We start from the raw sequence: 24,847 nt of genomic DNA, 5'->3' as shown, positions 1-24,847 counted from the left end.
TACATACGGAGTTCAAAAAAAATGAAAAAAACAATCATTAGCCTTTTAATTGCCACATCTTTTACACCTTTTTTTGCTTACGCCGAGGAAGGCGATTGGGTAGTTCGCTTGCGTGCAGTGAATGTCAGCCCAAATGAAGACAGCAAATTAGGTCGCACTGTGAATAACGTTGTGGGTGCATCTGTGATGACGCCCAGCGCAGAATTGGCTGTGAGCGATAAAGTGATTCCTGAGTTGGATATTTCTTACTACATTACTAAAAACATTGCTGCTGAGTTGATTTTGGCCGTAGGCACTCGCCACAATGTCAGCATTCAAGGTGATCGCGCTGGGGTTGTAGGCAACCAGGCATTGGGTAGCGTCAACTTGCTGCCCCCTACGTTAACAGCACAGTGGCACTTTAATCCTGACCAAACATTTGACCCTTACGTGGGTGCAGGCATCAACTACACCATCATGCTAGACCGTAATTTAAAAGGCAGCGCTGGCGCCATCAACGGCAATAAAATTAAGATTGATAGCGATAGCTGGGGCCCTGCACTGCAAGCAGGCTTTGACATTAATTTAAAAGATGGCTGGCTTATTAATGCGGATGTTAAATATGTATGGCTGGATACTGACGTGAAGTTAAAAGGCGCGGTTACTGGCAATGCATGGAGAAAAATTGACTCGCTTGATATTAATCCATGGGTGGTTGGTATCGGCATCGGTAAAAAGTTTTAACGGTAAAAGTTTAACCTATTGCTCCACTTGGTCTGCTCCCTTGCCTCTTTCCTAGTCCCCACTAGGTTAGAGGTTTTTTTGACCATCAACCACAACAAACTTAGGACTCAATTACACCAAATTTTTACTTGATGTGTTAAGTCCATCCAAATCGCAGTGGCACTGACCAAGGTCAGCAATAAGCCTGCCAAACGCATACTGGTTGCATCTGTTAACCAGGAAATACCCGATTTAAGTTTTAACCAAAGTTGCGGCGCTAAAATAAGTGAAATACTGCTGCCCGCTGCAAAGGTAGCCATACTGATAGCACCATTGAGTGGATTGGCTTGCAGGGAAGCGACTAGTAAAGCCGAATACAACAACCCGCAGGGCATTAGCACCCATAGCATGCCTGTGAAAAATACACCTTTAGAGGGCCCTGCAACTTGGCGTAAGCGTGCCCATATACCCTTACCTACTTGGTCAGCCCAAATGGGTTGACGTGCTAGCAATAACAACATTAGCCCCCAAGCAAGCACAAGCACATGAAAAAATGTCCATAAAGGATGCAAAGTGGCGGTTTGTTCTGACACCCAAGCCAGACTTTTGACTGAGGAAGCCGCTACTGCGCCTAAGCTGGCATAGCCGACTAATCTGCCTGCTTGAAATATGAGGTAATCGTAAGGTTGCGATTGGTTTTGTCGAATATAAGCACAGGCGCCGCCGCACATAGCCACGCAGTGCGGCCCGCCTGCAAAACCCATCAAGAAAGTGGCAACTGCAAATGAAAATGGAATGTCAGGCAACGATAGGTGTTCACTAAATAATTTTAGAAAAACGCGCTCGGTTAGTATCGATTTGGAGGTAACGATCAAATACCATGGCGATTGCACGCACAAAGAACCATCCCATCTCAGTCACTTTAAAACCATCCTGCTCCATGGTGAGCATTCCCGCCTGTTCTTTTTCTTTCAGCGCAGTAAGCTCTTGTGAGAAGTATTCGTTAAAGCGAATCATATAAGATAATTCAATAGACTCGTATTGTAATTCACCATGACACATAATAGCCATAATCACAGCACGCCTGATCAAATCATCGCGAGATAACGCCAACCCACGTGCAACTGGCAAATGCCCTTGATCAATATGATCGTAGTACTCTGCCAGGCCTTTCGCATTTTGGCTGTAAGTCGCGCCAATGCGGCCAATCGATGAGACGCCCAAACCAATTAAATCACTATCGGCTTGCGTACTATAGCCTTGAAAATTGCGGTGCAAACGCCCCTGCTTTTTCGCTATCGCCAACGCATCTGTAGGCAATGCAAAGTGATCCATACCAATATAGATGTAGCCAGCTTGCATCAAGGTACTAATCGCATCCGATAACATACTGATTTTAGTAGCAGCCGATGGCAACTCATATTGGCTGATGCGGCGTTGTGGTTTGAAGCGCTCTGGCAGATGTGCGTAGGCATATAAAGCCACACGATCAGGCTTAAGCTCGACAACCTGATCCAAGGTACGTTTAAATGACTCGGTTGATTGCTTAGGTAAGCCATAAATCAAGTCTACATTCATTGAATTAAAGCCTAGTTGACGTGCTGCTTTTGTTAAGTCAAACACTTGCTCAGCAGGCTGAATACGGTGTACGGCTTTTTGCACTTCTTCGTCAAAATCCTGCACACCAAAGCTCAAGCGATTGAATCCCAATGCGGCTAAATGGGCTAGCCGTTGCGCATCCACTGTTCTTGGGTCTATCTCAATCGAGTACTCACCGGTAATTGGCAACTCAAAATGATGCCGTATCATGGTCATCAATTCGGTTAACTCTTCATCGGAGAAAAATGTAGGCGAACCACCCCCTAAATGCAATTGGGTCACAGTTTGACCACGACCCAAATGGGCAATATTTAAATCAATTTCGCGACTTAAGTAACGCAAGTACTCTGTACTTTTTTTGTGTTGCTTGGTGATGATTTTATTGCAGGCACAATAAAAACAAAGCGATTCGCAAAATGGAATATGTACATAAATAGATAAGGGCTGTGTCCAACGACTCACTCTGCGTTGCGCCAAAGCTTGTATATAGGCGTCTTCAGTAAACGCTTCTACAAAGCGATCCGCCGTAGGGTAAGACGTATAACGTGGCCCCGCTACATCGTATTGCTTAATGTGCGATGGCGAAATCATTGGCAAAGTCGATGATTTGTTTTCTGGTAAATGCGCAACTATTACATCCTCTAAAACCGCATATATAGAATTGGCTGTCGTCATGATGGTGCTCCTTAAGATAAGCGCTACTTTGCCATCATTAATCGGCAAACTCTTTGATGTACATCAAACAATGAAAAATACAATCCAGCATAATCCGTTATCACCTCTACATCAGGATCACACCATGCTAGATGCAATCACGTTGACGGAAGCATATAATGTAAGCTCTTTGTCAGACCAAGCTTGGATATCGCCACCAATGAATCCTGAATCATTTAAAGTTGCCTGTTCCAACTGTAATTTGCGTGAGTTGTGTATGCCAGTCGGCCTGCAGCAAGCAGAAATGGTGAAGTTAGACAGCGTGGTCTCTACCAGAAAACGCATTAAAGAAGGCAGTCATTTATTTAGCCATGGCGACCCGTTCACTACTTTATACGCGATTCGTACCGGCTACTTTAAAACCTCTGTGCTGTCAGAAGATGGCCGCGAACAAGTGACAGGCTTTCAAATGGCGGGTGAAATCATTGGCATGGATGGCATTGTCAGTGACCAGCATCACTGCAACGCAATTGCGCTGGAAGACGCCGAAGTGTGTGTCATGCCGTTTGAGAACGTAGAAGAACTTTCACGCGAATTTCCAGTGTTGCAACGTCATGTACATAAAATCATGAGCCGGGAAATCGTGCGTGAAAATGGTGTCATGATGCTATTGGGCAACATGCGTGCAGAAGAGCGCCTTGCAGCTTTTTTACTCAATCTCGTGCAACGGCTACATGCACGTGGATTTTCCCAAACTGAGTTTGTATTACGCATGACACGTGAGGAAATCGGCAGCTATTTAGGCATGAAGTTAGAGACAGTCAGCCGCACATTTTCAAAATTTAGCGAAGAAGGCATTATTGAAGTCAAGCAACGCAATGTCAAAATTCTCAATCCGGATGCACTGAAGAATATTTTTACACCGCAGTCGTGTGGCTAAGTCAGTTGGTCATTTGAACCAACAACTAGCAGCACATATGTACCTTTAGTGACTACCATGCCTGAATCAGAGCTACTATCGGTACATGATCACTACCGTCATTTTGAAAATTACACCTATGTTTACCCAGTAGTCTCCAGACGCGCTGGCGGCGTATCGCTCGGCATTAACCTCAACCCTAACCATGCTTGTAACTGGCAATGCGTGTATTGCCAAGTGCCTAACCTCACTCGCGGCATGGCACCAGTGCTCAATGTTCGGCAGTTAGAGAGTGAGTTAAATCTAGCGCTGACCATGCTGATACATACTGACTTTATGCAACAGCATGTTGGTCCTGAAATGCGCGTATTGAGCGATATTGCGTTTTCTGGTGATGGCGAACCTACCAGTTGTATTGCGTTGCACCAAGCGTTAGAAGTTGTTGAGGCGCTGCGTCACCAATATCAGTTGCCACCTGCAGTAAAAACACGGCTTATCACCAATGGTAGCCTCATGCATCGCAAACAGGTATTAGACAATATCGCGTATTTACAAGGTATGTACGGTGAGGTCTGGTTTAAGTTAGATGCAGGCACACGCAACGATATTCAACGCATCAACCATGTGCATGTGAATCCGCAACAACAGTTGTCACGTCTCCGCGCGTGCACTGCACTCTGCCCTACTTGGGTACAGACTTGTGTGTTTGCGTGGCATGGTTTGCCCCCCGATGTGCAGTTTGTTGAGGCTTACTTAAATTGCTTGGCACAAGTCAGTAGTGAGATTGAAGGTGTCTATGTGTACGGTGTTGCTAGGCCATCACATCAGCCGGAAGCACCATGGATTTCGGCTGTGCCCAAGGCTTGGCTGGCTGATTTTGCACATCAAATTCGCCAGTTAGGCATTACCGTGCATGTGAGCGAATAAGTGTCTTGCCCTAGTTTGCAGGCTGCGTAGGTTTTACGCCAGTTGCTGCATGGTTTCTACCTTGCACTGCAGGGACCAAGCCATCACGTTCGGCATCCAGCGTTTTATTGATTTCGATACCTTTGCGATAGTAATCTTCAATGGGAGGATCCGGGTGCGTAATGGCCAAATAAGCAGTAATAAAAGATGCAATCACCACCAGTGTAGGCCCGGCAATCAGTAACCATACATACCCATATTGCCACCAACGTTTAGATTGCATTTGATTCATTCGCTACACCTTTAATTTGAGTTTACTGCGTGATAATAAATACAGATTTTTCTACCGTGGTTTCTTGCGTACCCAGTGATTTAACTTGGAAAGCAATCGGATGCGAACCACGATTCAACACACCGTCCGCTACTTTGAGCTCCATCACCAAGGAACGTTCCTGTCCTGGTTTGATATCCATCACGTAGCGTGCACGGTCAATCGGCAGCGATTTCATCTCGCTAAACTCTGCTTCAAACGCGGCATCCGCAAGTACATGTACCTCGTACTGCTGTGTCACTTCTGCATTATTCATGATTTTTATGCGGTATACATTCTCAAGCTTGTTGTCTTGAGAAATGCGTGATATTACCGTGCGGTCTCTTAATACATCCACACGGAATGACGGTTTCACATATAAGCTAATGGCTAAGCCTAATGTCAACAAACCCAAAATGGCAGAATAAATCAGCACTCTAGGCCTGAGTACACGCTGCAAAATCTGATGACGAGACCAGTGTTGCTGCATGGCATTTTGTGTGGAGTATTTAATCAAGCCACGGGCAAAGCCCATTTTATCCATGACCGTATCGCACACGTCTGCACAAGCACCACAACCAATACATTCGTATTGCAAACCTTCGCGAATATCTATCCCGGTTGGGCACACTTGCACGCACAAGCTACAATCAATGCAAGAACCCAGTTTGGCATTGGCCTCAACCGATTTCTTATTACGGCCACCGCGTGGCTCGCCTCTTGCCTCGTCATACGTCACAATCAACGTGTCATCATCAAACATTGCGCTTTGAAAGCGTGCATAAGGACACATGTATTTACAGACTTGCTCGCGCATGAATCCTGCGTTGCCATAAGTGGCAAAACCGTAGAAACCTACCCAGAACATTTCCCACGGGCCCATGGACCATTGCATTAAATGCGCGGACAACTCACGGATGGGTGTGAAATAACCGACGAAGGTAAAGCCCGTCCATAAGGAGAAAACAATCCAAACAACGTGTTTGAAGAATTTTCTGCTGACTTTTTTAACATTGGCACCGGACTGATCTAGCCGCATTCTGGCGGCTCTATCCCCTTCTATCTTTGCTTCAATCCACAAAAATATTTCGGTATACACGGTCTGCGGGCAAGTGTACCCACACCACAGCCTACCAGCCACGGCGGTAAACAGAAACAGCGCAAGCGCAGAAAGTATGAGCAAAAAAGTAAGGTAGATGAGATCTTGCGGATTAAATACCAAGCCAAAAATATAAAAGCGCTTGGCCTCTATATCAAACAGCATGGCCTGACGTTGCCCCCACTCCAACCAAGGCACGCCATAAAAAAACAATTGGGTGAGCCAGACCATGGCCCAGCGCCAATTGTTAAATATGCCACTGACACTGCGGGGGTAGATCTTGTCTTGAGATTGATACAGCGAATACACCACCTGTTCCAGTGGAATCGCTGTCTCTTTCACGCCCCGCGGTTTAGCATCGATCATTTATTGGACAAACCCCACACATAGGCGGTCAACACATGAATTTGCTCAGGTGTGAATTTGGTTTGCCATGCTGGCATTTGGTTTACTTTACCTTCGTGGATACGTTTAATAATGGCCGCCTCGCCAGCGCCATGTAACCAAATATTATCTGTTAGGTTGGGTGCGCCAATCATCGGGTTGCCTTTACCATCCGCGCCATGACATGCTGCACATACACCAAATTTGGCTTTACCAGCGCCGGCACGTCCAGAATCATACATACTGCCAGAGAGGCTTAACACATAGTTAGCTACATTCTTGACATCATCTTCTGTGCCCAGCGCGCCAGCCATTGGAGGCATCATACCGATACGACCATTGACAATCGTCTCTTTGATTTTTTCAGGGCTACCACCATGTAACCAATCGTGATCGGTTAAATTTGGAAAGCCACGACTACCACGTGCATCTGAGCCATGACATTGTGCGCAATTATTCAAAAACAAACGTTGCCCAATCCCTTTGGCTTCTTCATTTTTCGCTAAGTCCTCGACAGAGGTTGCCGCGTATTTAGCATAAATAGGCGCGATGGCAGCGTTAGTTTTAGCCACTTCCGCCTCGTACTCTTTAATCTCCGTCCAGCCCAGTTTGCCTGCATACGTCCCTAAGCCCGGGAACAAGAACAAATAGGACAAGCCAAAAATCACAGTGATGATAAACAAACCCACCCACCACATCGGCATTGGGTTGTTCATTTCACGCAAATCTTCATCCCAAACGTGGCCGTTAGAACCATCATCTGCTACGTTGACTTTCACTTTGCTAGCAAACCAGAGCAATAGTACGCAACCGAAAATACCGCCTAAACTGATGGCCGTAATAAACGCCGGCCAAAACCCATGAACAAAATCACTCATAATAACTTCCCTTAATCTTCTATAAACGGCAGTGATTCTGCCTCTTTAAAGCCTGATGAATCGCGATTGCGCCAAGCCCAAACCGCAATCCCAACAAACACCAAGAAGCTAACCACCGTAGCCAATACACGCAATGTCGTAATTTCCATGTGCTGCTCCTGTTAATTATTTGAGGTGGGTACCCAACACTTGCAGATAAGCAATCACCGCATCCATTTCTGTCTTACCTTTCACTTCATCAGCCGCCGCTGCAATTTGTGCATCGGTATATGGCACACCTACCGTGCGGAGTGCACGCATTCTAGGCGCCATTTGTGAAGGATCAACTTGCGCGGTTTCTAACCATGGGTAAGCCGGCATAATAGACTCAGGTACTAAATCACGTGGGTTATTCAGGTGAATACGATGCCAATCATCGCTGTAGCGACCACCAACTCGGTGTAAATCTGGGCCAGTACGTTTACTACCCCATTGGAATGGATGGTCATACACATACTCACCCGCTACTGAGTAATGTCCATAACGCAACGTTTCCGCATGGAATGGGCGCACCATTTGTGAGTGGCAGTTGTAGCAGCCTTCACGAATGTACACATCGCGCCCGGCTAATTGCACAGCCGTGTAAGGCTCAAGTCCACGAATCGGCTCTGTGGTCGATTTTTGGAAAAACAGCGGCACGATCTCTACCAGCCCACCAAATGCAATGGTAATCAGTGTTAACACAATCAACAAAAAGCTGTTGGTTTCTACTTTCTCGTGGCTAAAGCCACCTTTCTTTTGTTCATTCGACATCTTGTCTTCCTTAAGCGTGCGCAGTTACAGGAGGAATATTCACCACCACTGGTTTACCATTGGTGGCCGTTTTATAGGTATTCCAGAGCATCACTAACATGCCGCTGAGATACAAGCTACCCCCTAGTAAACGGGTAAAGTAGTATGGGAACTTAGCTTTTACACTTTCTACAAAGGTGTACGCCAAGGTGCCGTCCGCATTCATGGCACGCCACATCAAGCCTTCCATCACGCCAGAAATCCATAAAGCAGCGATATACAACACGATGCCGATTGTGGCTAACCAAAAGTGCAACTCAATCGCTTTGACGCTGTACATTTGTTTTTGGCCAAACAGGCGTGGAATCATGTAATACAGTGAACCCATGGAAATTAACCCAACCCAACCTAACGCACCAGAATGCACGTGCCCAACAGTCCAATCGGTGTAATGTGATAAAGCATTCACCGTTTTAATCGCCATCATTGGGCCTTCAAATGTACTCATGCCATAGAAAGAAAGCGAAACAATCAAGAAACGTAAGATCGGGTCTGTACGCAATTTATGCCATGCGCCAGATAAGGTCATAATGCCGTTGATCATGCCACCCCAGCTTGGTGCCAGTAGAATCAGTGAGAACACCATACCTAATGATTGTGTCCAATCTGGTAACGCGGTGTAATGCAAGTGGTGCGGGCCCGCCCACATGTAGGTAAATATCAATGCCCAAAAGTGTACGATAGACAAGCTGTATGAATACACTGGACGCTCTGCTTGCTTAGGCACAAAGTAATACATCATGCCCAAAAAGCCAGCCGTTAGGAAGAAGCCCACAGCGTTATGACCATACCACCATTGCACCATGGCATCTTGCACACCCGCATAGGCAGAATAAGACTTCATATAACCTGCTGGAATCGCCGCACTATTGACGATATGCAGCAAAGCAACTGCGATAATAAAAGCGCCGTAGAACCAGTTGGCGACATAGATATGTTTCACCTTACGTTGCGCAATGGTGCCAAAGAAAACAACCGCATAAGAGATCCACACAATGGCGATAAGGATATCAATCGGCCATTCCAGCTCTGCATATTCTTTACCTTGGGTATAACCTAATGGCAGAGAAATGGCTGCAGCCACAATCACAGCCTGCCAGCCCCAGAACATAAACGAGGCCAGCTTGCCACAGAATAAACGCGTCTGACAGGTGCGTTGCACTACATACAAAGAAGTTGCAAACAACGCACAGCCACCAAATGCAAAAATCACCGCATTGGTGTGTAGTGGTCTTAAGCGACCAAAACTAGTCCATGGTAAACCCAGATTGAGCTCCGGCCATACCAGTTGGGCGGCAATGATAACGCCCATGAGCATCCCAAAGACGCCCCAGACGACAGCCATAATAGAAAATTGCCGCACCACCTTGTCGTTATAGGTGGTTGGTTGCGCATGTTCAAGTTGCATTGACTTCTCCAAAGTTACTTAATGACTACAAATCAGTTTGCCGTAAAATTGCTGTATCCAAATTGATACAAATCAATCTTCGTGCAGAATACGTTCACCTTCCGGCTCAATGTCTTCAAATTGACCGGTATTAATTGCCCACCATAAGCCGCCTAAAATAAAAAACACTAGGACAACTGACAGCGGTACCAATAAAAATAAAATATCCATGATTGAGTTAACCCGTGTTACCTAAGCCGGATAAGTTCTGTGTAGGTAATGTGGATAAGCGCAAAGCGTTTGCCACTACCAAAAGCGAGCTCAATGCCATGCCTAACCCTGCCAGCCACGCTGGGAGCCATCCCATAATGGCAATCGGCACACACACCACGTTGTAAGCTAAAGCCCACATTAAATTCTGTTTCACAATACGCATGGTGCGTTTAGCTTGACTCAGCAATAACACTACCATCCCAATTTGGTTGTTCATTACCACAAAATCCGCTTGCGCTTGCGCCAATGGCACCGCCTGCCCCATCGCAATCGACACATTGGCAAGCGCTAAAATCGGCCCATCGTTTAATCCATCACCAATCATGGCTACTTGACTACCTTGCTGCTGCAGTAGTTGCATATGTAGCAATTTATCTTTTGGCGTACATCCACCACGGGCATGCGCGATCCCTACTTTTTGCCCAAAAGCGCTCACGGTATCGGCTTGGTCGCCTGACAATAACTGCACTTGGATGCCTTGCTGGATTAATGTACGGATAGATGACTCAGCATCGGCTCTGATGGACTCTTCAAACGTAAACGTCGCGATCCAACCGTGCTCAGAAACAAGATAAACCACAGGGGCCGCCATTCTATCTAAATTTTCTAATCCACAAAATACTGAAGAGCCTAATTTTAATGCGCCAATTGCAGAATTTGCGCTAAGCCCTGCGCCATGCACTTCTTTCACTGCACTTATGTGTAAATCTTGTGTTTGCAAATCTTGCGCTGGCGGCTGCGGCGCAGCTGCTTGCACAATCGCTTTAGAGAGTGGGTGCAGCGAGGCACTGGCAAGCGTAGCTGCTATCGCCAGTGCTTGTACTGGCGTGTACTCTGATGCAGTGTCTATGCTTGCAATCGTCAGCGCATCTTGGGTGAGGGTGCCGGTTTTATCAAACACCACAGTATCTACCTGTGATAGCGCCTCTAGTGCCTGCATTTTTCTAACCAATACACCTTTTTGCGCCAACGCGCCGGAGATAGTCAACATGGCAGCCGGTGTCGCGAGCGATAACGCACAAGGGCAAGTGACAATCAACACAGCGACAGCCGCCATCAAGGCGCGCGCATGATCAGTTGGCCATAAGAGGATAGCCGCAATCGCGGCAGCAAGCATCACTCCTATTAAGAAAGGTCTGGCAATACGATCTGCAATCATCGCTAACCTTGGCTTCTCAATCGAGGCACGCTCCATCAGACTGACAATTTGTGCGTAACGTGTATTGTTACCTAGCTGGGTGACACGTACTTCTATTGGTGTCTGCAAATTGTAGCTACCGGCAATGACTGTTTGGCCGACAGTTTTCACGAGTGGGTAGGACTCCCCTGTCAACAACGCTTCGTCTACACGCGTCTCACCTGCCAACACTTGACCATCAGCAGGAAATGCTTCTCCGGGTAGCACACGTACAACATCATTCACCAGTAAGCGATTAACAGCAATACGCTCAAACTCACCCTTTGCAGTGAGGCGTTCAATGGTGCTAGGCAATCTGCGCATCAGCACATCTAGCGCACCAGCTGTGCGGTCGCGCATTCTGAGCTCTAACCAACGGCCTGTGAGTAGAAAAAATACAAACATCGTGAGCGAATCAAAGTAGACTTCTTGGCCCCACCACCCCTCTGGCTGGAAGGTGCCGGCAGAACTGACAACAAAAGTGATGAGAATGCCTAGCGCCACCGGCAGATCCATACTGATTTGGCGATTTTTTAAATCATTGAAAGCGTTACTAAAGAAAGGCGTTGCAGAAAACAACATGACGGGTAACGTCAGCACCCAAGACGCCCAGCGCAATAACGTTTGAATATCCTGCGTCATGTCACTCGATGGGGAAATGTAAGCAGGATATGCGTACATCATGACTTGCATCATACAAAAGCCAGCAACTAACATACGCCACAGCATTAATCGCTGTTGTTTACGGCGTGCATCCAGATTAAACACTTCATTGGCAGGCAATGCAGCATAACCGGCCTGACTCAGTGCAGCCATCCAGGCAGATGGTTTAGTGGTATCCGCAGACCAGGTAATACGCGCACGCTTACTGGTTGCGTTGACTTCAGCAGAAATGACCCCTGCAACAGACGTCAGTGCACGCTCTACATTCATCGCACACGCGGCACAGTGCATGCCATCCACCACAATATGAGATTCCCAAACCTGTTTTGGCGAATTGAGTGCATGACTAAACTTGGCCCATTCGTCGGTCTCGTCTAATCCTATGTAGGCTGCATTGTTCAAGGTTGGAATCCCAAAGGATAATTAAACATACGGGTTCACGCCTAACCACGTGTTTAACCATCTAAATCAAGCTGCACATTATATAAATATACATAATGTACCTCAATTAAATAATACGGTTTTTGCCAACTGTTACACTTGGTTACAATTTGCATAGCACAATATTAAATGCCGTATTAAATAACATATTGATATAACGCAATGTTGCTTGATTGAATGGTTATCTAGGCACATAGAACATAGACTCTTCCACCACAAGTGCATGCATATCGGTAGCTTTGATGGTAAAGCGAATCGGATGCGTGCCACTGGTGATTTTTCCATCAGGCAATTGCAAACTGATAGGGAACATTTGCTCACTGGCCGGATTAACTTTTACAGTGGATTGCCCAATCACCGAAAGCTGCTCAATGCCATCCACTGTGATTTTGTAATCATGTGCTGACTCTGTGGTATTGGTAATTTGCAGGCGATACACGTTTTCAATATGCCCATCTGACGTAAACCGCGCCATCACGCCACGGTCACGCACCACATCCACTTTAAATGGAGTACGCACAGCCAAGGAAACTACCAGCCCAATTGAGACTACCAGTAGTATCGCACTGTAAATCAACACTCTCGGTCTCAATACTTTACGTAGAATGGAGGTAGATAGTTGCGGTTGCTCCATATCAGTTTTAGTTGAAAAGCGAATCAGGTTACGTGGGTACTCCATCTTATCCATGATGTCGTTACAGGCATCAATGCACAGGCCGCAACTGATGCATTCGTATTGCAAGCCGTCTCTGATATCAATCCCCACCGGGCATACCTGCACACACATCTTGCAATCGATACAATCACCCAACCCCACTGCTTCGGCCTTCACATGGCGGGAGCGCCCGCTTCTTGGCTCTCCGCGCTGCTCGTCATAAGCAACGATAAGTGTATTGTCATCAAACATAGCACTTTGAAAGCGCGCATATGGGCACATATATTTACATACCTGCTCCCGCAAGAAACCAGCATTGCCATAGGTCGCAAACCCATAAAAGCAAATCCAAAAAGTTTCCCACCCACTCAGGTTAAACACCACGATATGCTGCATCAAATCGCGAATTGGCGAAAAGTAGCCTAGGAATGTAAAGCCAGTCCACATGGAAAAACTTATCCAAATGGCGTGTTTACTCAACTTTTTGCTTAGTTTATGTACACCTATTGGTTGACTGTCTAAACGCATCCGCGCTAAACGGTCACCTTCCACCTTGCGCTCTATCCACAGAAAAATCTCTGTATACACCGATTGCGGGCAGGAAAAACCACACCATAAACGACCAGCCACTGCAGTAAACAAAAACAAAGCCATGGCTGAAATAATCAGGATGAAAGCCAGGTAGATTAAATCTTGCGGGAACAGCACCAAGCCAAACAAATAGAATTTATGCGCCGTAATATCAAACAACACTGCTTGGCGATTACCCCAACTTAACCAAGGCACCAGATAAAATATGCATTGCGTTAGCCATATCATGGCCCAACGCCAGTTTTTGAAATACCCTGCAATCGCGCGCGGGTACACTTTGCTCTGACTGGCATATAAAGAGACATACTGCTCTTCCGACGCTTGTGGAAGAATTGGAATGATTTTTTTACTGCGTTTAAGCTCTGATCTCAGCATACATTGGCCTTTGGATAACAGAAAGGTGCAGCGTTAGATTAAAGAAAAAAACAGATTAAAAACAGCATCAGATATTGATATAAAAACCATATCAGATGATAAAAAAGCCTACAAAAATTGTGTGATCTTTAGCTAAAACTTACTTGAGATGCTATTTCATTTCAGCTTGAATCAGCTGACCAAGCTTTATCAGCGCTTGTTCAATACTCGCATCCCAAATGTGTCCATAATTTAGGCGAATATATTCTTGAAATTGTTGCTGGGCAGAAAAAATGGGGCCGGGGGCGATGCTGATCCCTAACTGCAGCGCTTGGCGATGAATGCTAAGTGCATTCACACCATCAGGCAGTTTTGCCCATAAAAAATATCCGCCTTGTGGCACGGTAAGCCGTGTCCCCTCTGGAAAATAGCGTTCAATCGCCTCAATATACTTGATTTGATTCACCATCAGGGTATGACGCAATCGGCGCAGGTGCTTGTCATAGCCACCTTTTTGCAGGTAGCGTGCGATCGCGAGCTGTGCAGGCACAGAGGCCGAAATCGTTGTCGTGAGCTTTAGGCGTTCCACCTGTTTAGCAAAGCGACCAGCAACCACCCACCCTACCCGATAACCAGGTGCTAGGCATTTGGAAAAGGAAGCACAATGCATCACCAATCCTTGACCATCAAATGCTTTCGCCGGTGTGGGACGCTGCTCTCCAAAATACAACTCTCCATAGACATCATCTTCAATCAATGGAATCTCGTATCTTGCCAGCATGCTGACTAATGCTTGCTTCTTCTCATTCGTCAGCAAGCTACCCAACGGATTTTGAAAATTGGTCATCAGCCAACATGCTTTAGGTTGATGGCTTTGAATCGCGTGCTCCATGGCTACCAAATCCACGCCGTGCTTGGGGTGACTAGGCACCTCCACTGCTTTGAGCCCAATCCGCTCTATGGATTGTAATGCCGCATAGAACGTGGGTGATTCAATCAGCACGGTGTCGCCAGGCCGTGTCACCGCCATCAAACACAGGTTCAGCGCCTCTAGTGCGCCATTGGTAATCACAATATCGTCCGCGGTGACTTGCATGCCATCAATCATATAGCGCAATGCAATTTGGCGTCTTAGCTCTAAATCGCCAGCGCTAATATTGTCGATACTCATCCAAGGGTCAGCATGCTCAATGGCAGCACTCAGCATGCGGCCAAGGCTCTTTAGCGGAAATAACAATGGGCTGGGGAATGCAGAGCCAAAAGGCACCACAGCCTTACTACGAATCGCTGCCAACACTTCAAATACCAAATGGCTGACATCGACTTCGGATGGGCTTATCTCTTGGTTAGCGCTAGGCTCTGGCAGGTTAGGAATGGTGGTTGCACCCGCATTCACAAAGTAGCCGGAACGCTCGCGTGCAATAATTAAGCCACGGGATTCTAGTAAATAGTACGCTTGAAACACTGTTGCAGCACTTACCTGTCGGCTCACACTGGTTTGACGTACTGACGGCAATCTATCTCCCCTGCGCAACACGCCAGTTTGGATAGAAATAGCAATACTATCAGCCAGTTGCTCGTATAGCTTCATTGCGGTCAGTAACCATGAAAATACATAATGATTAAGAAAATAGATGATTGAGAAATAAGATGAGGTTATTGTACTGCGTTTTACTTTCAGCCTAGTTAAACGTGGTGCGGGCACAAAAAATAAGCCTGCAATTGCAGGCTTATTGGAAAATCAGGATAGACGTATTAACGGTTATTGAAAAAACCAATATTCATGACTTTATCATTCACAAAGGTAATTTCAGTTTCTTTGTAGGTACGTTTTGGGTCATATTTCACAATGTTCTTGTAGTACCACATTTCCACTTTCACTGGTTTGGAGTTCTTTTCTTCTACGTTTTTACCTAGCATAGTCCCAGCATTGGTTGGCTTTACAGACAATTGCTTTTTGGCGGGCGTGCCTAATTTTGCCTCTACCACTTTTTTAGATTTACCACTAAATGAATCCAAAAACTCGTCTTCCGTATAAGTTTTACCTCCCGCAAAACTCAGCGAAGAAGCCACAGATAATGAGATTGCCATCAATAAATTAAAGATTGAAACGGTGGAGATTTGCATGGTAATTAGATTTCCTATCATTTTCTAACAATAACGCTTTTTAATTGAATGTGTTGACACCGCTAGACAAGTTAATCCTAGACAAGCTAACTGAAGTTAAGTTTTAACCCATCATAGCCAACATACACATTACTTGGTAGCAGACTGCTCAAGGTTTCGTATTCTAATTCATGTGTCATATGAATCATAACACTTTGTTTTGCGCCGATTTGCGCAACTAAAGCTAAGCTTTGCTCTAGATTCACATGCGTGGGATGCGCCTCGTGACGTAAACAGTCGATCAACAGCAATTCCAGCCCCTGTAGCAGTGGGAATGAGGTTTCCGGAATGGCAGAGACATCCGTCAGGTATGCCATATTACCAATGCGATACCCATAAATCATCATGCGTCCATGTACCACAGGAATCGGCGTAATGGTTTGCCCAAGCAGTGCAAATGGCTTTTCAACGGCTTCTATGCTCAATACCGGTAGATCCCAAAAGTGGCTAGGCGCGCGAATGGCATAACCAAACTTGGCCATAATATGATCTACGGCATCTTGCTTGGCGTACAAAGGAATTTGTTGGCGATTACGTTGGCAAAATGCCCGTAAATCATCAATCCCATGAATATGGTCTGCATGCGTGTGTGTGTAAAGCACCGCATCTACACGGGTGAGTTGTTCCCTCAATGCCTGTATACGTAAATCCGGGCCAGTATCAATCAGAATATTTTCGCCAGTATTTAACTGCACCACGCTGGAGCAACGTGTACGATAGTTTCTGGGATGCGATGAAGTGCAGGTTGCGCAATCACAAGCAATGACCGGTGTCCCCGCGCTGGAACCGGCGCCAAGGATAGTCAGTTGCATGGGACAGCATCGGCAAACAAACGAAAGAAATTGTCGGTAGTCGCTTGCATCACCTCTTCTAACTCAATCCCACGTAACTGCGCGATTTCCAGTGCCGTATAACGCACATAAGCGGGCTGATTGGTTTTCCCTCTAAATGGGATAGGCGCTAAATAAGGTGAATCTGTTTCTACCAATATACGGTTCAGTGGAATCGCTTTGGCAACCTCTTTAAGCTGGCCGGCGTTTTTAAAAGTAACAATACCGGAAAATGAAATATAAAATCCGAGTTCAATGGCCTGCAGCGCAACCTCTAACGACTCGGTAAAGCAATGCATCACACCGCCCACCAACTCTGCACGCTCTTCACGCATGATACGAATGGTGTCTTCTGCCGCACTGCGTGTATGAATAATCAATGGCTTATTGGCAATAATCGCTGCACGAATATGCGTACGAAAGCGCTCACGCTGCCACGCCAAATCTCCGGTCAATCTAAAATAGTCTAGGCCAGTCTCACCGATGGCAACCACTTTGGGATGCTCAGCCAGCTTGACCAACACCTCGACCGTGGGCTCTTCTATGTCTTCATAATCGGGATGCACGCCCACAGATGCGTAAAAATTATCGTACGCCTCTGCCAATGCGAGCACTTCATGCACTTTATCTAAAGTGACGGAGACACAGAGTGCGTGCCCTACTTGCGATTCGACCATCGCAGTGCGTACAGCCTCTATGTTTTGGGAAAGTTCGGGAAAGTTTAAATGGCAGTGTGAATCAACTAACATACATCACCACACTACATTGTATGGGTAGGACGATTCGACTTTAGTGCGCCACCCAAGATTGATTCGATTTTGTTTTTAACTTCGATACCGCCGTCTTTTTCACTAAATTGCACGCCGATACCCTGTGGGCGATTGTTCACCGGAGCCGGTGAAACCCAGACCACTTTACCTACCACTTTAAGTTTGACTGGATCATCGACCAAACTTAACAACATAAATACCTCTTCGCCCATCTTGAAGTTTTTATTGGTAGGGATAAATAAGCCGCCGCCCTTGATGTAAGGCATATAAGCAGCATATAGCGCAGCCTTTTCTTTAATCGCAAGAGACAATACGCCTGGTTTATTGGCGGCTTCTTTTTGTTCGGTATCTGGCTGCATAAAACTATAACTCTCAAGTGATGGGCACGTTTCGCACCATGTTAATGCTTAAATGCTTTTTTATACTGTAACAGTAAATTTTCCAGTTGTAATTCCTGACTCAATGGATGGTTTGCTGTTTGTTTGGCTTGCACCAACTGGCGCTGAAACTCTAACAGCACGCCTAAGTTTACGCTTTTCGCCAGCGCTTGCAAAGGCTTGCCTAGTTGCATGTGGTAATGGTGCGGTAATTGGTGTAATGCCAACTGAAGATCAAACACCCACTTCTGCAACAGTGTGATGGCATGCTCCATGCCCTGCTCTATCAACAAACCGGCACACACTGCACTGTCTAACTTGGCCCCTTTCGCCAACTGCTGAAACACATTCGATTGCGCTGAAAAGTCAGCTTGCCTCTGTAGCACAGCCAATGGCGCCCCACCATGATAGTCCAGCAGATCTGCAGCATTGGCTACTTTTTGTCCAGCCAGCCACTCAATCGCCACATTACGCTCTGGGATTGGCATTGCAATGGATTGGCAACGACTCAAGATGGTCGGTAATAGTCGGTGAATTTGATGTGTCACTAAAATAAATATCGTGTTATTTGGCGGTTCTTCCAGCACTTTTAGCAATGCATTGGCCGAAGCTGTATTCAATGCTTCGGCTGGGTGGATCAATACCACGCGTAAGCTAGAGACTCCGTGGTTGGTCAGGCTTAACATTTGTATCAATTGACGGATCTGGTCAACTGAAATCTGCATTTTTTTGCCCGTTTTCTTTTTAGGGGCATCTTCTGCCGCGTCGATGTCTTCTGGCGTTATGTATTTAAAATCAGGATGCGCACCTTCTTTAAACCACGTACATTGCGGGCAAACATCACATGCCTCGCCATTTTTTGGCGTTGCACACAATAATGACTGGCTTAAATGCTGTGCAAAATCTAACTTGCCAACGCCCGCACGTCCATGCAACAGCAAAGCATGGCTTAAGCGGTCTTTTTGCTGATGAATGCGTTGCCAAATAGGCTGTTGCCAAGGATATATTTTCATATTAATTATATAGTTGCAATAATATTTGCAACTAAAACTTTAACTTTTTCCAATGGTTGATTCGCATCGATCACACGAAAGCGTTGTGGAAACTGCGTGGCGCGCTGTAAATAACTGCTACGTAATTGCTCAAAAAATGCCAAGCCTTCCCGCTCAAACTTGTCTGGTGCTCTAGCGGTAGAAAGCCTTTGTAGGCTGACTTCCGGTGGCACATCAAATAGCAAGGTCAGATCCGGTTGAAGCCCCATTTGCACCCATTGCTCCAACTGTATGATTTTTTCAGCAGCTACGCCTTTAGCACCACACTGGTACGCATAGGTCGCATCGGAGAATCTATCCGTCAGCACATATGCACCACGCGCCAAAGCCGGTTGAATCACCTGTGCAATATGCTCGCGCCGTGCCGAAAACATCAACATAGCTTCGGTCTCAGGGTGCATAGGCTCATGCAGTAGAATTTCTCTTAACCGCTCTCCCAACGCCGTGCCACCGGGCTCTCGGGTAGACACAACCTCTACTCTACGCTGTTGTAATTGCGAAATAATTGACGGGATATGCGTACTCTTACCCGCACCATCCATGCCTTCTAAAGAGATAAACTTTCCGGAAGTATGCTTCATGATTTATTTCTGTAATTGATATTTAACAACGGCGCGGTTATGGTCAGCCAAATTATTCGAAAACGCATGGCTGCCATCTCCTTTGCCTACAAAATACAGCGCTTTCGTATTGGCCGGATGTAGCGCTGCTTCAATCGATGCCAACCCGGGCATCGCGATGGGCGTTGGCGGCAAACCGCTACGCGTGTAAGTATTGTAGGGCGTGTCTTTCACCAAGTCTTTTCGGCGGATATTGCCTTGATAGTCATCGCCCATGCCATAGATAATAGTGGGGTCCGTCTGTAAACGCATGCCTATGCGTAGCCGATTGATAAACACGCCAGCAATCATTTCACGCTCACTGGCTTTACCGGTTTCTTTTTCGATGATAGAAGCCATGATTAAAGCATCATAGCTGGTTTTATATGGCAAACCATCCGCTTTGGTCGCCCATGCTTTGGTGAGCCTATTTTGCATGATTTCATAGGCGCGCTTTAAGACCACCGTATCCAAAGTGCCTCGGTCAAAGTAAAAAGTATCCGGAAAGAACAATCCCTCCGCATGATGCTCCCCTCGCCCCACTACTTGCATGACCTCTGCGTCAGACAGCCCATGAATCGTATGTTTAATTGCATCGTTTTTAGCTAAGCGCTGACGCATTTGCTTAAACGTTTTACCCTCAATAAATGTAATGCTGCCTTGTGTCGATTTGCCATGGTTAAGTGACAACAGCAGTTGATATGGATTGATATTTTTATTGAGCGTGTAATCGCCAGCTTGTAGGTAAGGCTCTTTCTTGAGCACTTTGGCCAACAATACAAAAGGCCACTCTGTCTTAAGTACGCCTTGCGCTACCAATTGCTTAGCAATACTTCTCAAGCTACTATTGGGCTTGATCGTAATTTCTTGCGCGTCCGGTCGGATATTGAGCGGTGTTTTCGCGTAGTACGCCATCCAGGCTGCTAACCCAACACATCCGATGATTGCTATCCATAGTAGCAACCGTAATTTTTTTATCATACCTTAAGCAACTCTCTTAAATCATGGGCTAGCGATCCAGCCGGCCAATGGGTATCGCCAATACGTCTTACTTGCCAAGCACCATATAGGCTATTACAGATAATGACTTCATCCGCCGACAACACATCACTTAAACGGATATAGCCTATCTCAGCTGTCAACTGAAGATAATGTGCCAAGTCTAGAATACGCTGCCTAGTCACACCTGCCACGCCTGCTTGCGTCACATCCGGTGTAATCAAGCGCTTGCCAATCCGTATAAAAAAATTGGCGCTCGTGCACTCAATCACATGGCCATCCACATCCAGCATGAGCCCATCCACGTAAACAGGGTCTAGACTTTCAGCACGCGCCAGCACGTTTTCCAAGCGATTTAAATGTTTAATGCCAGCCAGCATGGGTTGGTGCGCCACTGGCGTTTTGCACACATATAAAGACACTCCTTCGCTGAAGTTAGTTTCTGCATATACTGGCATTGGCGATTTCAACACGATACGTGTAGGCGTAGTCACCGCGGGTGGTGCATAGCCACGTTCGCCAATCCCACGCGTAATGATGACTTTAGCCACCGCTGTCTCATCTATCGTAAACAGTACCTGAAAGTCAGCCATCACCAACTCTGCACTGGGGCAAACAATACCAATGGCACCACAGTCGGCGACCAGTTTTTGGTACTGAATGGGCCAGTTGACCGGTACGCAATCCACCACTTGAAAAGTGCGAAATACGCCATCGCCATAGCTCAAACCACGGTCTAACGCACTCACGGCATCATCTGTGCCGCCATTAATCAAATAGGTGTGTTGCTTATTCATCATGCGCAATTAAACCATAGCAGCTACAAACAAAAAAGCCTGTGCTATGGTTAACACAGGCTTTTTTAACATACCAAGCGCTAGACTTTTTTAAACAACAAGCTACCGTTGGTGCCACCAAACCCAAAATTGTTCTTCAGGGCATAATTGATTTTAAGATCACGTGCTGTATTCGCGCAGTAATCCAAATCACAATCTGGATCCGGATGCATCAGGTTGATGGTAGGCGGCGATAATTGATGGTGAATAGAAAGTACCGTAAAGACAGACTCCAACCCACCTGCTCCACCTAATAAGTGACCTGTCATTGATTTAGTCGAGTTCACCACTAAATTGTATGCATGGTCACCAAATGTGGCTTTGATGGCATTGGTTTCATTGGTATCACCCAGCGGTGTAGAAGTGCCATGCGCATTCATAAACTGCACATCCGTTGGATTCACCCCAGCATTTTTCAACGCATTGACCATCGAACGTCTAGGTCCATCCATGTTAGGCGCAGTCATATGGTAGGCATCAGCACTCATGCCATAGCCAGAAAGCTCAGCATAGATTTTAGCGCCTCTGGCCTTGGCATGCTCATACTCTTCCAACACCAATACGCCAGCACCTTCGCCAATCACAAATCCATCACGGTCTTTATCCCAAGGGCGACTAGCCGTTGCCGGGTCATCGTTCCTGTTAGATAGCGCACGTGCAGAGGCAAAGCCCGCAACACTCAGCTCAGTAATGGCAGCTTCAGCACCGCCTGCCACCATGACATCGGCATCCCCGTACTCAATCATTCTTGAAGCATCACCAATACAGTGTGTACCCGTCGTACAGGCTGTCACAATGGCTACATTTGGCCCTTTTAAGCCAAACATAATGGATAGATTGCCGGAGATCATATTAATGATAGTGCCGGGAATGAAGAATGGAGACACTTTACGTGGACCACCTTCATCGTAAGTATCGTTGGTGGATTCAATTAAGCCCAAGCCACCAATACCAGAACCAATGGCTACGCCAATACGCTCGGCATTTTGCTCGGTCACTTCGATACCGGAATCTTTGAACGCTTCTATCCCCGCGGCTAAGCCGTATTGAATAAAAGTGTCCATGCGTCTTGCATCTTTAGCTGGCAGAAAATCTTCTACGTTGAAGTTTTTCACTTCACCAGCTACTTGCGATGCAAAATTACTTGGATCAAATTTGGTGATACGGGTGATGCCTGATTGGCCTGCAATGAGGTTTTGCCAAGCGGTAGAAACCCCGATACCCACCGGAGAAACCACGCCTAAACCCGTCACTACTACTCTGCGTTTAGTCATATTAAGAAATCAGCCCTCTCTCGAGAGCTGATAAGTATGGAATTTATTTGAGGTTGGCGTTGACGTAGTCAATCGCTTGTTGCACTGTCGTAATTTTTTCTGCTTCATCATCTGGAATCTCGCAGTCAAACTCTTCCTCAAGTGCCATAACCAACTCAACTGTATCAAGTGAATCAGCTCCTAAATCATCCACAAAAGATGAATTATTTTTTACGTCAGCTTCGTTTGCACCTAATTGTTCACAAACGATTTTTTTTACGCGTTGTTCGATGTCAGACATCTAAATACCCCTTTAGTTAAAAATTAGCGTTGTTTTGCTAAGCGCACATTCTAGCAAAACTACGCAATAACACAAAAAATACTTATTAATTTACACAATAAGTATTAAGCGCAATACATACCACCATTCACATGAATGGTCTCACCAGTAATATACGCAGCACTTGGCGAAGCCAAAAAGGCCACTGTAGCCGCAATCTCATCCACATGGCCCAAACGTGCTAGCGGCACTCGCGTCAACATCTGCTGTTTAATATCTTCCGGCAGTTCAGCCGTCATATCGGTTTCAATAAAGCCAGGTGCCACACAATTCACGGTAATCCCACGGCTACCTACTTCGGCCGCTAAAGATTTTGTAAACCCTGTCATGCCCGCCTTGGCTGCTGCGTAGTTAGTTTGGCCTGCATTACCCATATGGCCTACCACACTAGAAATGTTGATAATACGACCTTGACGCGCTTTCATCATCGGGCGCAACACGGCCTGACTCATGCGAAATACAGATTTAAGATTGGTGTTCAGTACTGCATCCCAATCTTCGTCCTTCATCCGCATCAATAGTGTATCTTTAGTAATCCCGGCGTTATTCACAAGAATAGCCACATCCCCATATTGCTCGGCAATTTGTTTCAACACAGCATCCACTTGCTCAGGTTGTGTCACATCTAATGCCAAGCCCACGCCATTCACGCCAGCAGTTTTCAATGCTGCAGTAATTGCATCAGCACCAGCAGCAGAAGTTGCTGTACCAATCACGGTAGCGCCTTGTTCACCAAGTGCTTTTGCAATGGCTGCACCAATACCACGACTGGCACCTGTGACCAACGCTATTTGATTATTTAACATTAGATATCCCCTGTAATATATTGATATTAATGAGTATTATTTATAAAATTATAATGAGATAAACTCATTAATAGATGTTTGATTTGTCAACGCAACACAGCTCATATCGGCCACAATGCGTTTGGTGAGTCCAGCCAACACTTTACCTGGACCACATTCCGCAGCCACGGCAACACCTTGCTGATGAATCGCTTGCACTGTTTCCACCCATCTGACCGAGCTATACAATTGCTGTACTAAAGCATGCTTAATTGCATCTACATCCGTATAGCTTTTTACATCAGCATTATGTAGCACGCTGATGTTAGGTACTTGCACCTGTACAGACTTCAAGTACTCAGCCAATTTTTCTGCGGCAGGTTTCATTAATGCACAGTGCGAAGGTACGCTTACAGGCAACGGCAACGCACGTTTTGCACCTTTGGCTTTTGCCAACTCCATGCCGCGCTCTACTGCCGCTTTATTGCCAGCAATCACCACTTGTCCGGGCGAGTTAAAATTCACGGCTTCTAATACCTCGCCCTGCGCTGACTCGGCACAAACAGCACGCACCACATCATCGCCCAGCCCAAGAATAGCCGCCATCGCCCCTTGCCCTTCCGGCACGGCGCTTTGCATTACTTCAGCGCGGAACTTCACTAGAGGTAAAGCATCCTCAAAGCTGAGCGCACCTGCTGCCACTAGCGCGGTGTACTCACCCAAGCTATGGCCAGCCAACACACTCGGCGCAGTGCCGCCCAGCTGTTGATAAGCACGCCAAGTAGCAATACCTGCTGTTAACATCAGCGGTTGTGTATGTTGTGTCTGGTTCAACAATTCGTTAGGCTCGGTCACCATCGCCCAAAAGTCTGTCTTGAGAGTGTCCGAGGCCTGCTGAAATGTCTCTTGAATGACAGCCAAACCTTCAAAACCAGCCATCATGCCAACCGATTGAGAACCCTGACCTGGAAAGAAAAATGCGAAATTCTGCATACTGAAATATTCCTAAAATACGGT

The 24,847-nt window shown here is 46.3% G+C and carries 27 protein-coding genes; 3 read left to right on the top strand and 24 right to left on the bottom strand.

Annotated elements, in window-relative coordinates; genetic code table 11:
* The first annotated feature begins 21 nt into the window (after window positions 1-21).
* On the top strand, window positions 22-723 hold the full coding sequence (locus tag FG11_RS04505) for an OmpW/AlkL family protein (RefSeq protein ID WP_047533408.1): 702 nt from the start codon (window positions 22-24) through the stop codon (window positions 721-723).
* 107 nt (window positions 724-830) lie between these two features.
* Here the strand turns inward: FG11_RS04505 and FG11_RS04500 are convergent, their stop codons facing one another.
* Together FG11_RS04500 and hemN are read right to left on the bottom strand one after the other, a co-directional pair.
* Window positions 831-1,508, bottom strand: a complete 678-nt coding sequence (locus FG11_RS04500) for a sulfite exporter TauE/SafE family protein (protein WP_200884560.1) — start codon at window positions 1,506-1,508, stop codon at window positions 831-833.
* 13 nt (window positions 1,509-1,521) lie between these two features.
* Entirely contained in the window at window positions 1,522-2,892 is a 1,371-nt protein-coding gene (hemN, locus tag FG11_RS04495) for an oxygen-independent coproporphyrinogen III oxidase (protein WP_047535762.1), read from the bottom strand.
* Window positions 2,893-3,175: 283 nt separating this feature from the next.
* Here hemN and fnr point away from each other — a divergent pair, with 283 nt between their 5' ends.
* Together fnr and FG11_RS04485 are read left to right on the top strand one after the other, a co-directional pair.
* The gene (gene fnr, locus FG11_RS04490) at window positions 3,176-3,895 is read left to right on the top strand and encodes a fumarate/nitrate reduction transcriptional regulator Fnr (RefSeq protein WP_026361688.1); all 720 of its coding nucleotides are present in this window, start codon (window positions 3,176-3,178) and stop codon (window positions 3,893-3,895) included.
* Between the two features lie 57 nt (window positions 3,896-3,952).
* On the top strand, window positions 3,953-4,801 hold the full coding sequence (locus tag FG11_RS04485; RefSeq protein WP_047533403.1) for a radical SAM protein: 849 nt from the start codon (window positions 3,953-3,955) through the stop codon (window positions 4,799-4,801).
* Window positions 4,802-4,811: 10 nt separating this feature from the next.
* Here FG11_RS04485 and FG11_RS04480 read toward each other — a convergent pair whose 3' ends face one another.
* From FG11_RS04480 to fabD, 22 genes are all read right to left on the bottom strand, one after another.
* Window positions 4,812-5,072: a FixH family protein gene (locus FG11_RS04480; RefSeq protein ID WP_020181899.1), complete on the bottom strand. Its 261-nt coding sequence runs from the start codon at window positions 5,070-5,072 to the stop codon at window positions 4,812-4,814.
* A 22-nt stretch (window positions 5,073-5,094) separates the two neighbouring features.
* Complete coding sequence (ccoG, locus tag FG11_RS04475; protein ID WP_020181898.1) at window positions 5,095-6,555, bottom strand: cytochrome c oxidase accessory protein CcoG; 1,461 nt, start codon at window positions 6,553-6,555, stop codon at window positions 5,095-5,097.
* A complete protein-coding gene (gene ccoP / locus FG11_RS04470) occupies window positions 6,552-7,451 on the bottom strand; it encodes a cytochrome-c oxidase, cbb3-type subunit III (protein WP_025224223.1) in 900 nt (299 codons plus the stop codon). Before ccoP ends, ccoG (FG11_RS04475) begins: the two co-directional genes overlap by 4 nt.
* Before the next feature lie 11 nt (window positions 7,452-7,462).
* Window positions 7,463-7,600, bottom strand: coding sequence for a cbb3-type cytochrome oxidase subunit 3 (locus tag FG11_RS04465; RefSeq protein ID WP_020181896.1), 138 nt, complete (start codon window positions 7,598-7,600; stop codon window positions 7,463-7,465).
* A 16-nt stretch (window positions 7,601-7,616) separates the two neighbouring features.
* Window positions 7,617-8,243, bottom strand: a complete 627-nt coding sequence (ccoO, locus tag FG11_RS04460; protein ID WP_020181895.1) for a cytochrome-c oxidase, cbb3-type subunit II — start codon at window positions 8,241-8,243, stop codon at window positions 7,617-7,619.
* A 10-nt stretch (window positions 8,244-8,253) separates the two neighbouring features.
* Complete coding sequence (ccoN, locus tag FG11_RS04455) at window positions 8,254-9,690, bottom strand: cytochrome-c oxidase, cbb3-type subunit I (protein WP_020181894.1); 1,437 nt, start codon at window positions 9,688-9,690, stop codon at window positions 8,254-8,256.
* A 72-nt stretch (window positions 9,691-9,762) separates the two neighbouring features.
* A complete protein-coding gene (gene ccoS / locus FG11_RS04450) occupies window positions 9,763-9,900 on the bottom strand; it encodes a cbb3-type cytochrome oxidase assembly protein CcoS (RefSeq protein WP_025224222.1) in 138 nt (45 codons plus the stop codon).
* Between the two features lie 7 nt (window positions 9,901-9,907).
* On the bottom strand, window positions 9,908-12,184 hold the full coding sequence (locus FG11_RS04445; RefSeq protein WP_047533399.1) for a heavy metal translocating P-type ATPase: 2,277 nt from the start codon (window positions 12,182-12,184) through the stop codon (window positions 9,908-9,910).
* A gap of 220 nt (window positions 12,185-12,404) precedes the next feature.
* Entirely contained in the window at window positions 12,405-13,844 is a 1,440-nt protein-coding gene (gene ccoG, locus FG11_RS04440) for a cytochrome c oxidase accessory protein CcoG (protein WP_047533397.1), read from the bottom strand.
* A gap of 151 nt (window positions 13,845-13,995) precedes the next feature.
* Window positions 13,996-15,414, bottom strand: a complete 1,419-nt coding sequence (locus FG11_RS04435) for an aminotransferase-like domain-containing protein (protein ID WP_047533395.1) — start codon at window positions 15,412-15,414, stop codon at window positions 13,996-13,998.
* A gap of 164 nt (window positions 15,415-15,578) precedes the next feature.
* Window positions 15,579-15,950 carry a hypothetical protein gene (locus FG11_RS04430; RefSeq protein WP_020181888.1) on the bottom strand — a complete coding sequence of 124 codons (372 nt, stop codon included), beginning with the start codon at window positions 15,948-15,950 and terminating at the stop codon, window positions 15,579-15,581.
* An 86-nt stretch (window positions 15,951-16,036) separates the two neighbouring features.
* Window positions 16,037-16,801: an MBL fold metallo-hydrolase gene (locus FG11_RS04425; RefSeq protein ID WP_047533393.1), complete on the bottom strand. Its 765-nt coding sequence runs from the start codon at window positions 16,799-16,801 to the stop codon at window positions 16,037-16,039.
* A complete protein-coding gene (locus tag FG11_RS04420) occupies window positions 16,792-17,568 on the bottom strand; it encodes a TatD family hydrolase (protein ID WP_026361687.1) in 777 nt (258 codons plus the stop codon). Before FG11_RS04420 ends, FG11_RS04425 begins: the two co-directional genes overlap by 10 nt.
* 11 nt (window positions 17,569-17,579) lie before the next feature.
* Complete coding sequence (locus FG11_RS04415) at window positions 17,580-17,948, bottom strand: PilZ domain-containing protein (RefSeq protein WP_020181885.1); 369 nt, start codon at window positions 17,946-17,948, stop codon at window positions 17,580-17,582.
* A gap of 41 nt (window positions 17,949-17,989) precedes the next feature.
* Entirely contained in the window at window positions 17,990-18,979 is a 990-nt protein-coding gene (gene holB, locus FG11_RS04410) for a DNA polymerase III subunit delta' (RefSeq protein ID WP_047533391.1), read from the bottom strand.
* A gap of 5 nt (window positions 18,980-18,984) precedes the next feature.
* Window positions 18,985-19,599, bottom strand: a complete 615-nt coding sequence (gene tmk / locus FG11_RS04405) for a dTMP kinase (protein ID WP_047533389.1) — start codon at window positions 19,597-19,599, stop codon at window positions 18,985-18,987.
* A 3-nt stretch (window positions 19,600-19,602) separates the two neighbouring features.
* Entirely contained in the window at window positions 19,603-20,598 is a 996-nt protein-coding gene (gene mltG / locus FG11_RS04400) for an endolytic transglycosylase MltG (protein ID WP_025224214.1), read from the bottom strand.
* Window positions 20,595-21,416 carry an aminodeoxychorismate lyase gene (gene pabC, locus FG11_RS04395; RefSeq protein ID WP_047533387.1) on the bottom strand — a complete coding sequence of 274 codons (822 nt, stop codon included), beginning with the start codon at window positions 21,414-21,416 and terminating at the stop codon, window positions 20,595-20,597. The genes mltG and pabC overlap by 4 nt, the downstream gene beginning before the upstream one ends.
* A 77-nt stretch (window positions 21,417-21,493) precedes the next feature.
* On the bottom strand, window positions 21,494-22,726 hold the full coding sequence (gene fabF / locus FG11_RS04390; protein ID WP_047533384.1) for a beta-ketoacyl-ACP synthase II: 1,233 nt from the start codon (window positions 22,724-22,726) through the stop codon (window positions 21,494-21,496).
* Window positions 22,727-22,769: 43 nt separating this feature from the next.
* Entirely contained in the window at window positions 22,770-23,006 is a 237-nt protein-coding gene (gene acpP / locus FG11_RS04385; protein ID WP_020181879.1) for an acyl carrier protein, read from the bottom strand.
* Window positions 23,007-23,110: 104 nt separating this feature from the next.
* Window positions 23,111-23,851, bottom strand: coding sequence for a 3-oxoacyl-ACP reductase FabG (gene fabG / locus FG11_RS04380; RefSeq protein ID WP_025224212.1), 741 nt, complete (start codon window positions 23,849-23,851; stop codon window positions 23,111-23,113).
* Window positions 23,852-23,899: 48 nt separating this feature from the next.
* Entirely contained in the window at window positions 23,900-24,823 is a 924-nt protein-coding gene (fabD, locus tag FG11_RS04375; protein ID WP_047533381.1) for an ACP S-malonyltransferase, read from the bottom strand.
* Window positions 24,824-24,847: the final 24 nt, after the last annotated feature.

It is taken from the genome of Methylotenera sp. N17 (assembly GCF_000799155.1).
Classification (GTDB): Bacteria; Pseudomonadota; Gammaproteobacteria; order Burkholderiales; family Methylophilaceae; genus Methylophilus.
This window is presented reverse-complemented; position numbering and strand designations above follow the sequence as displayed.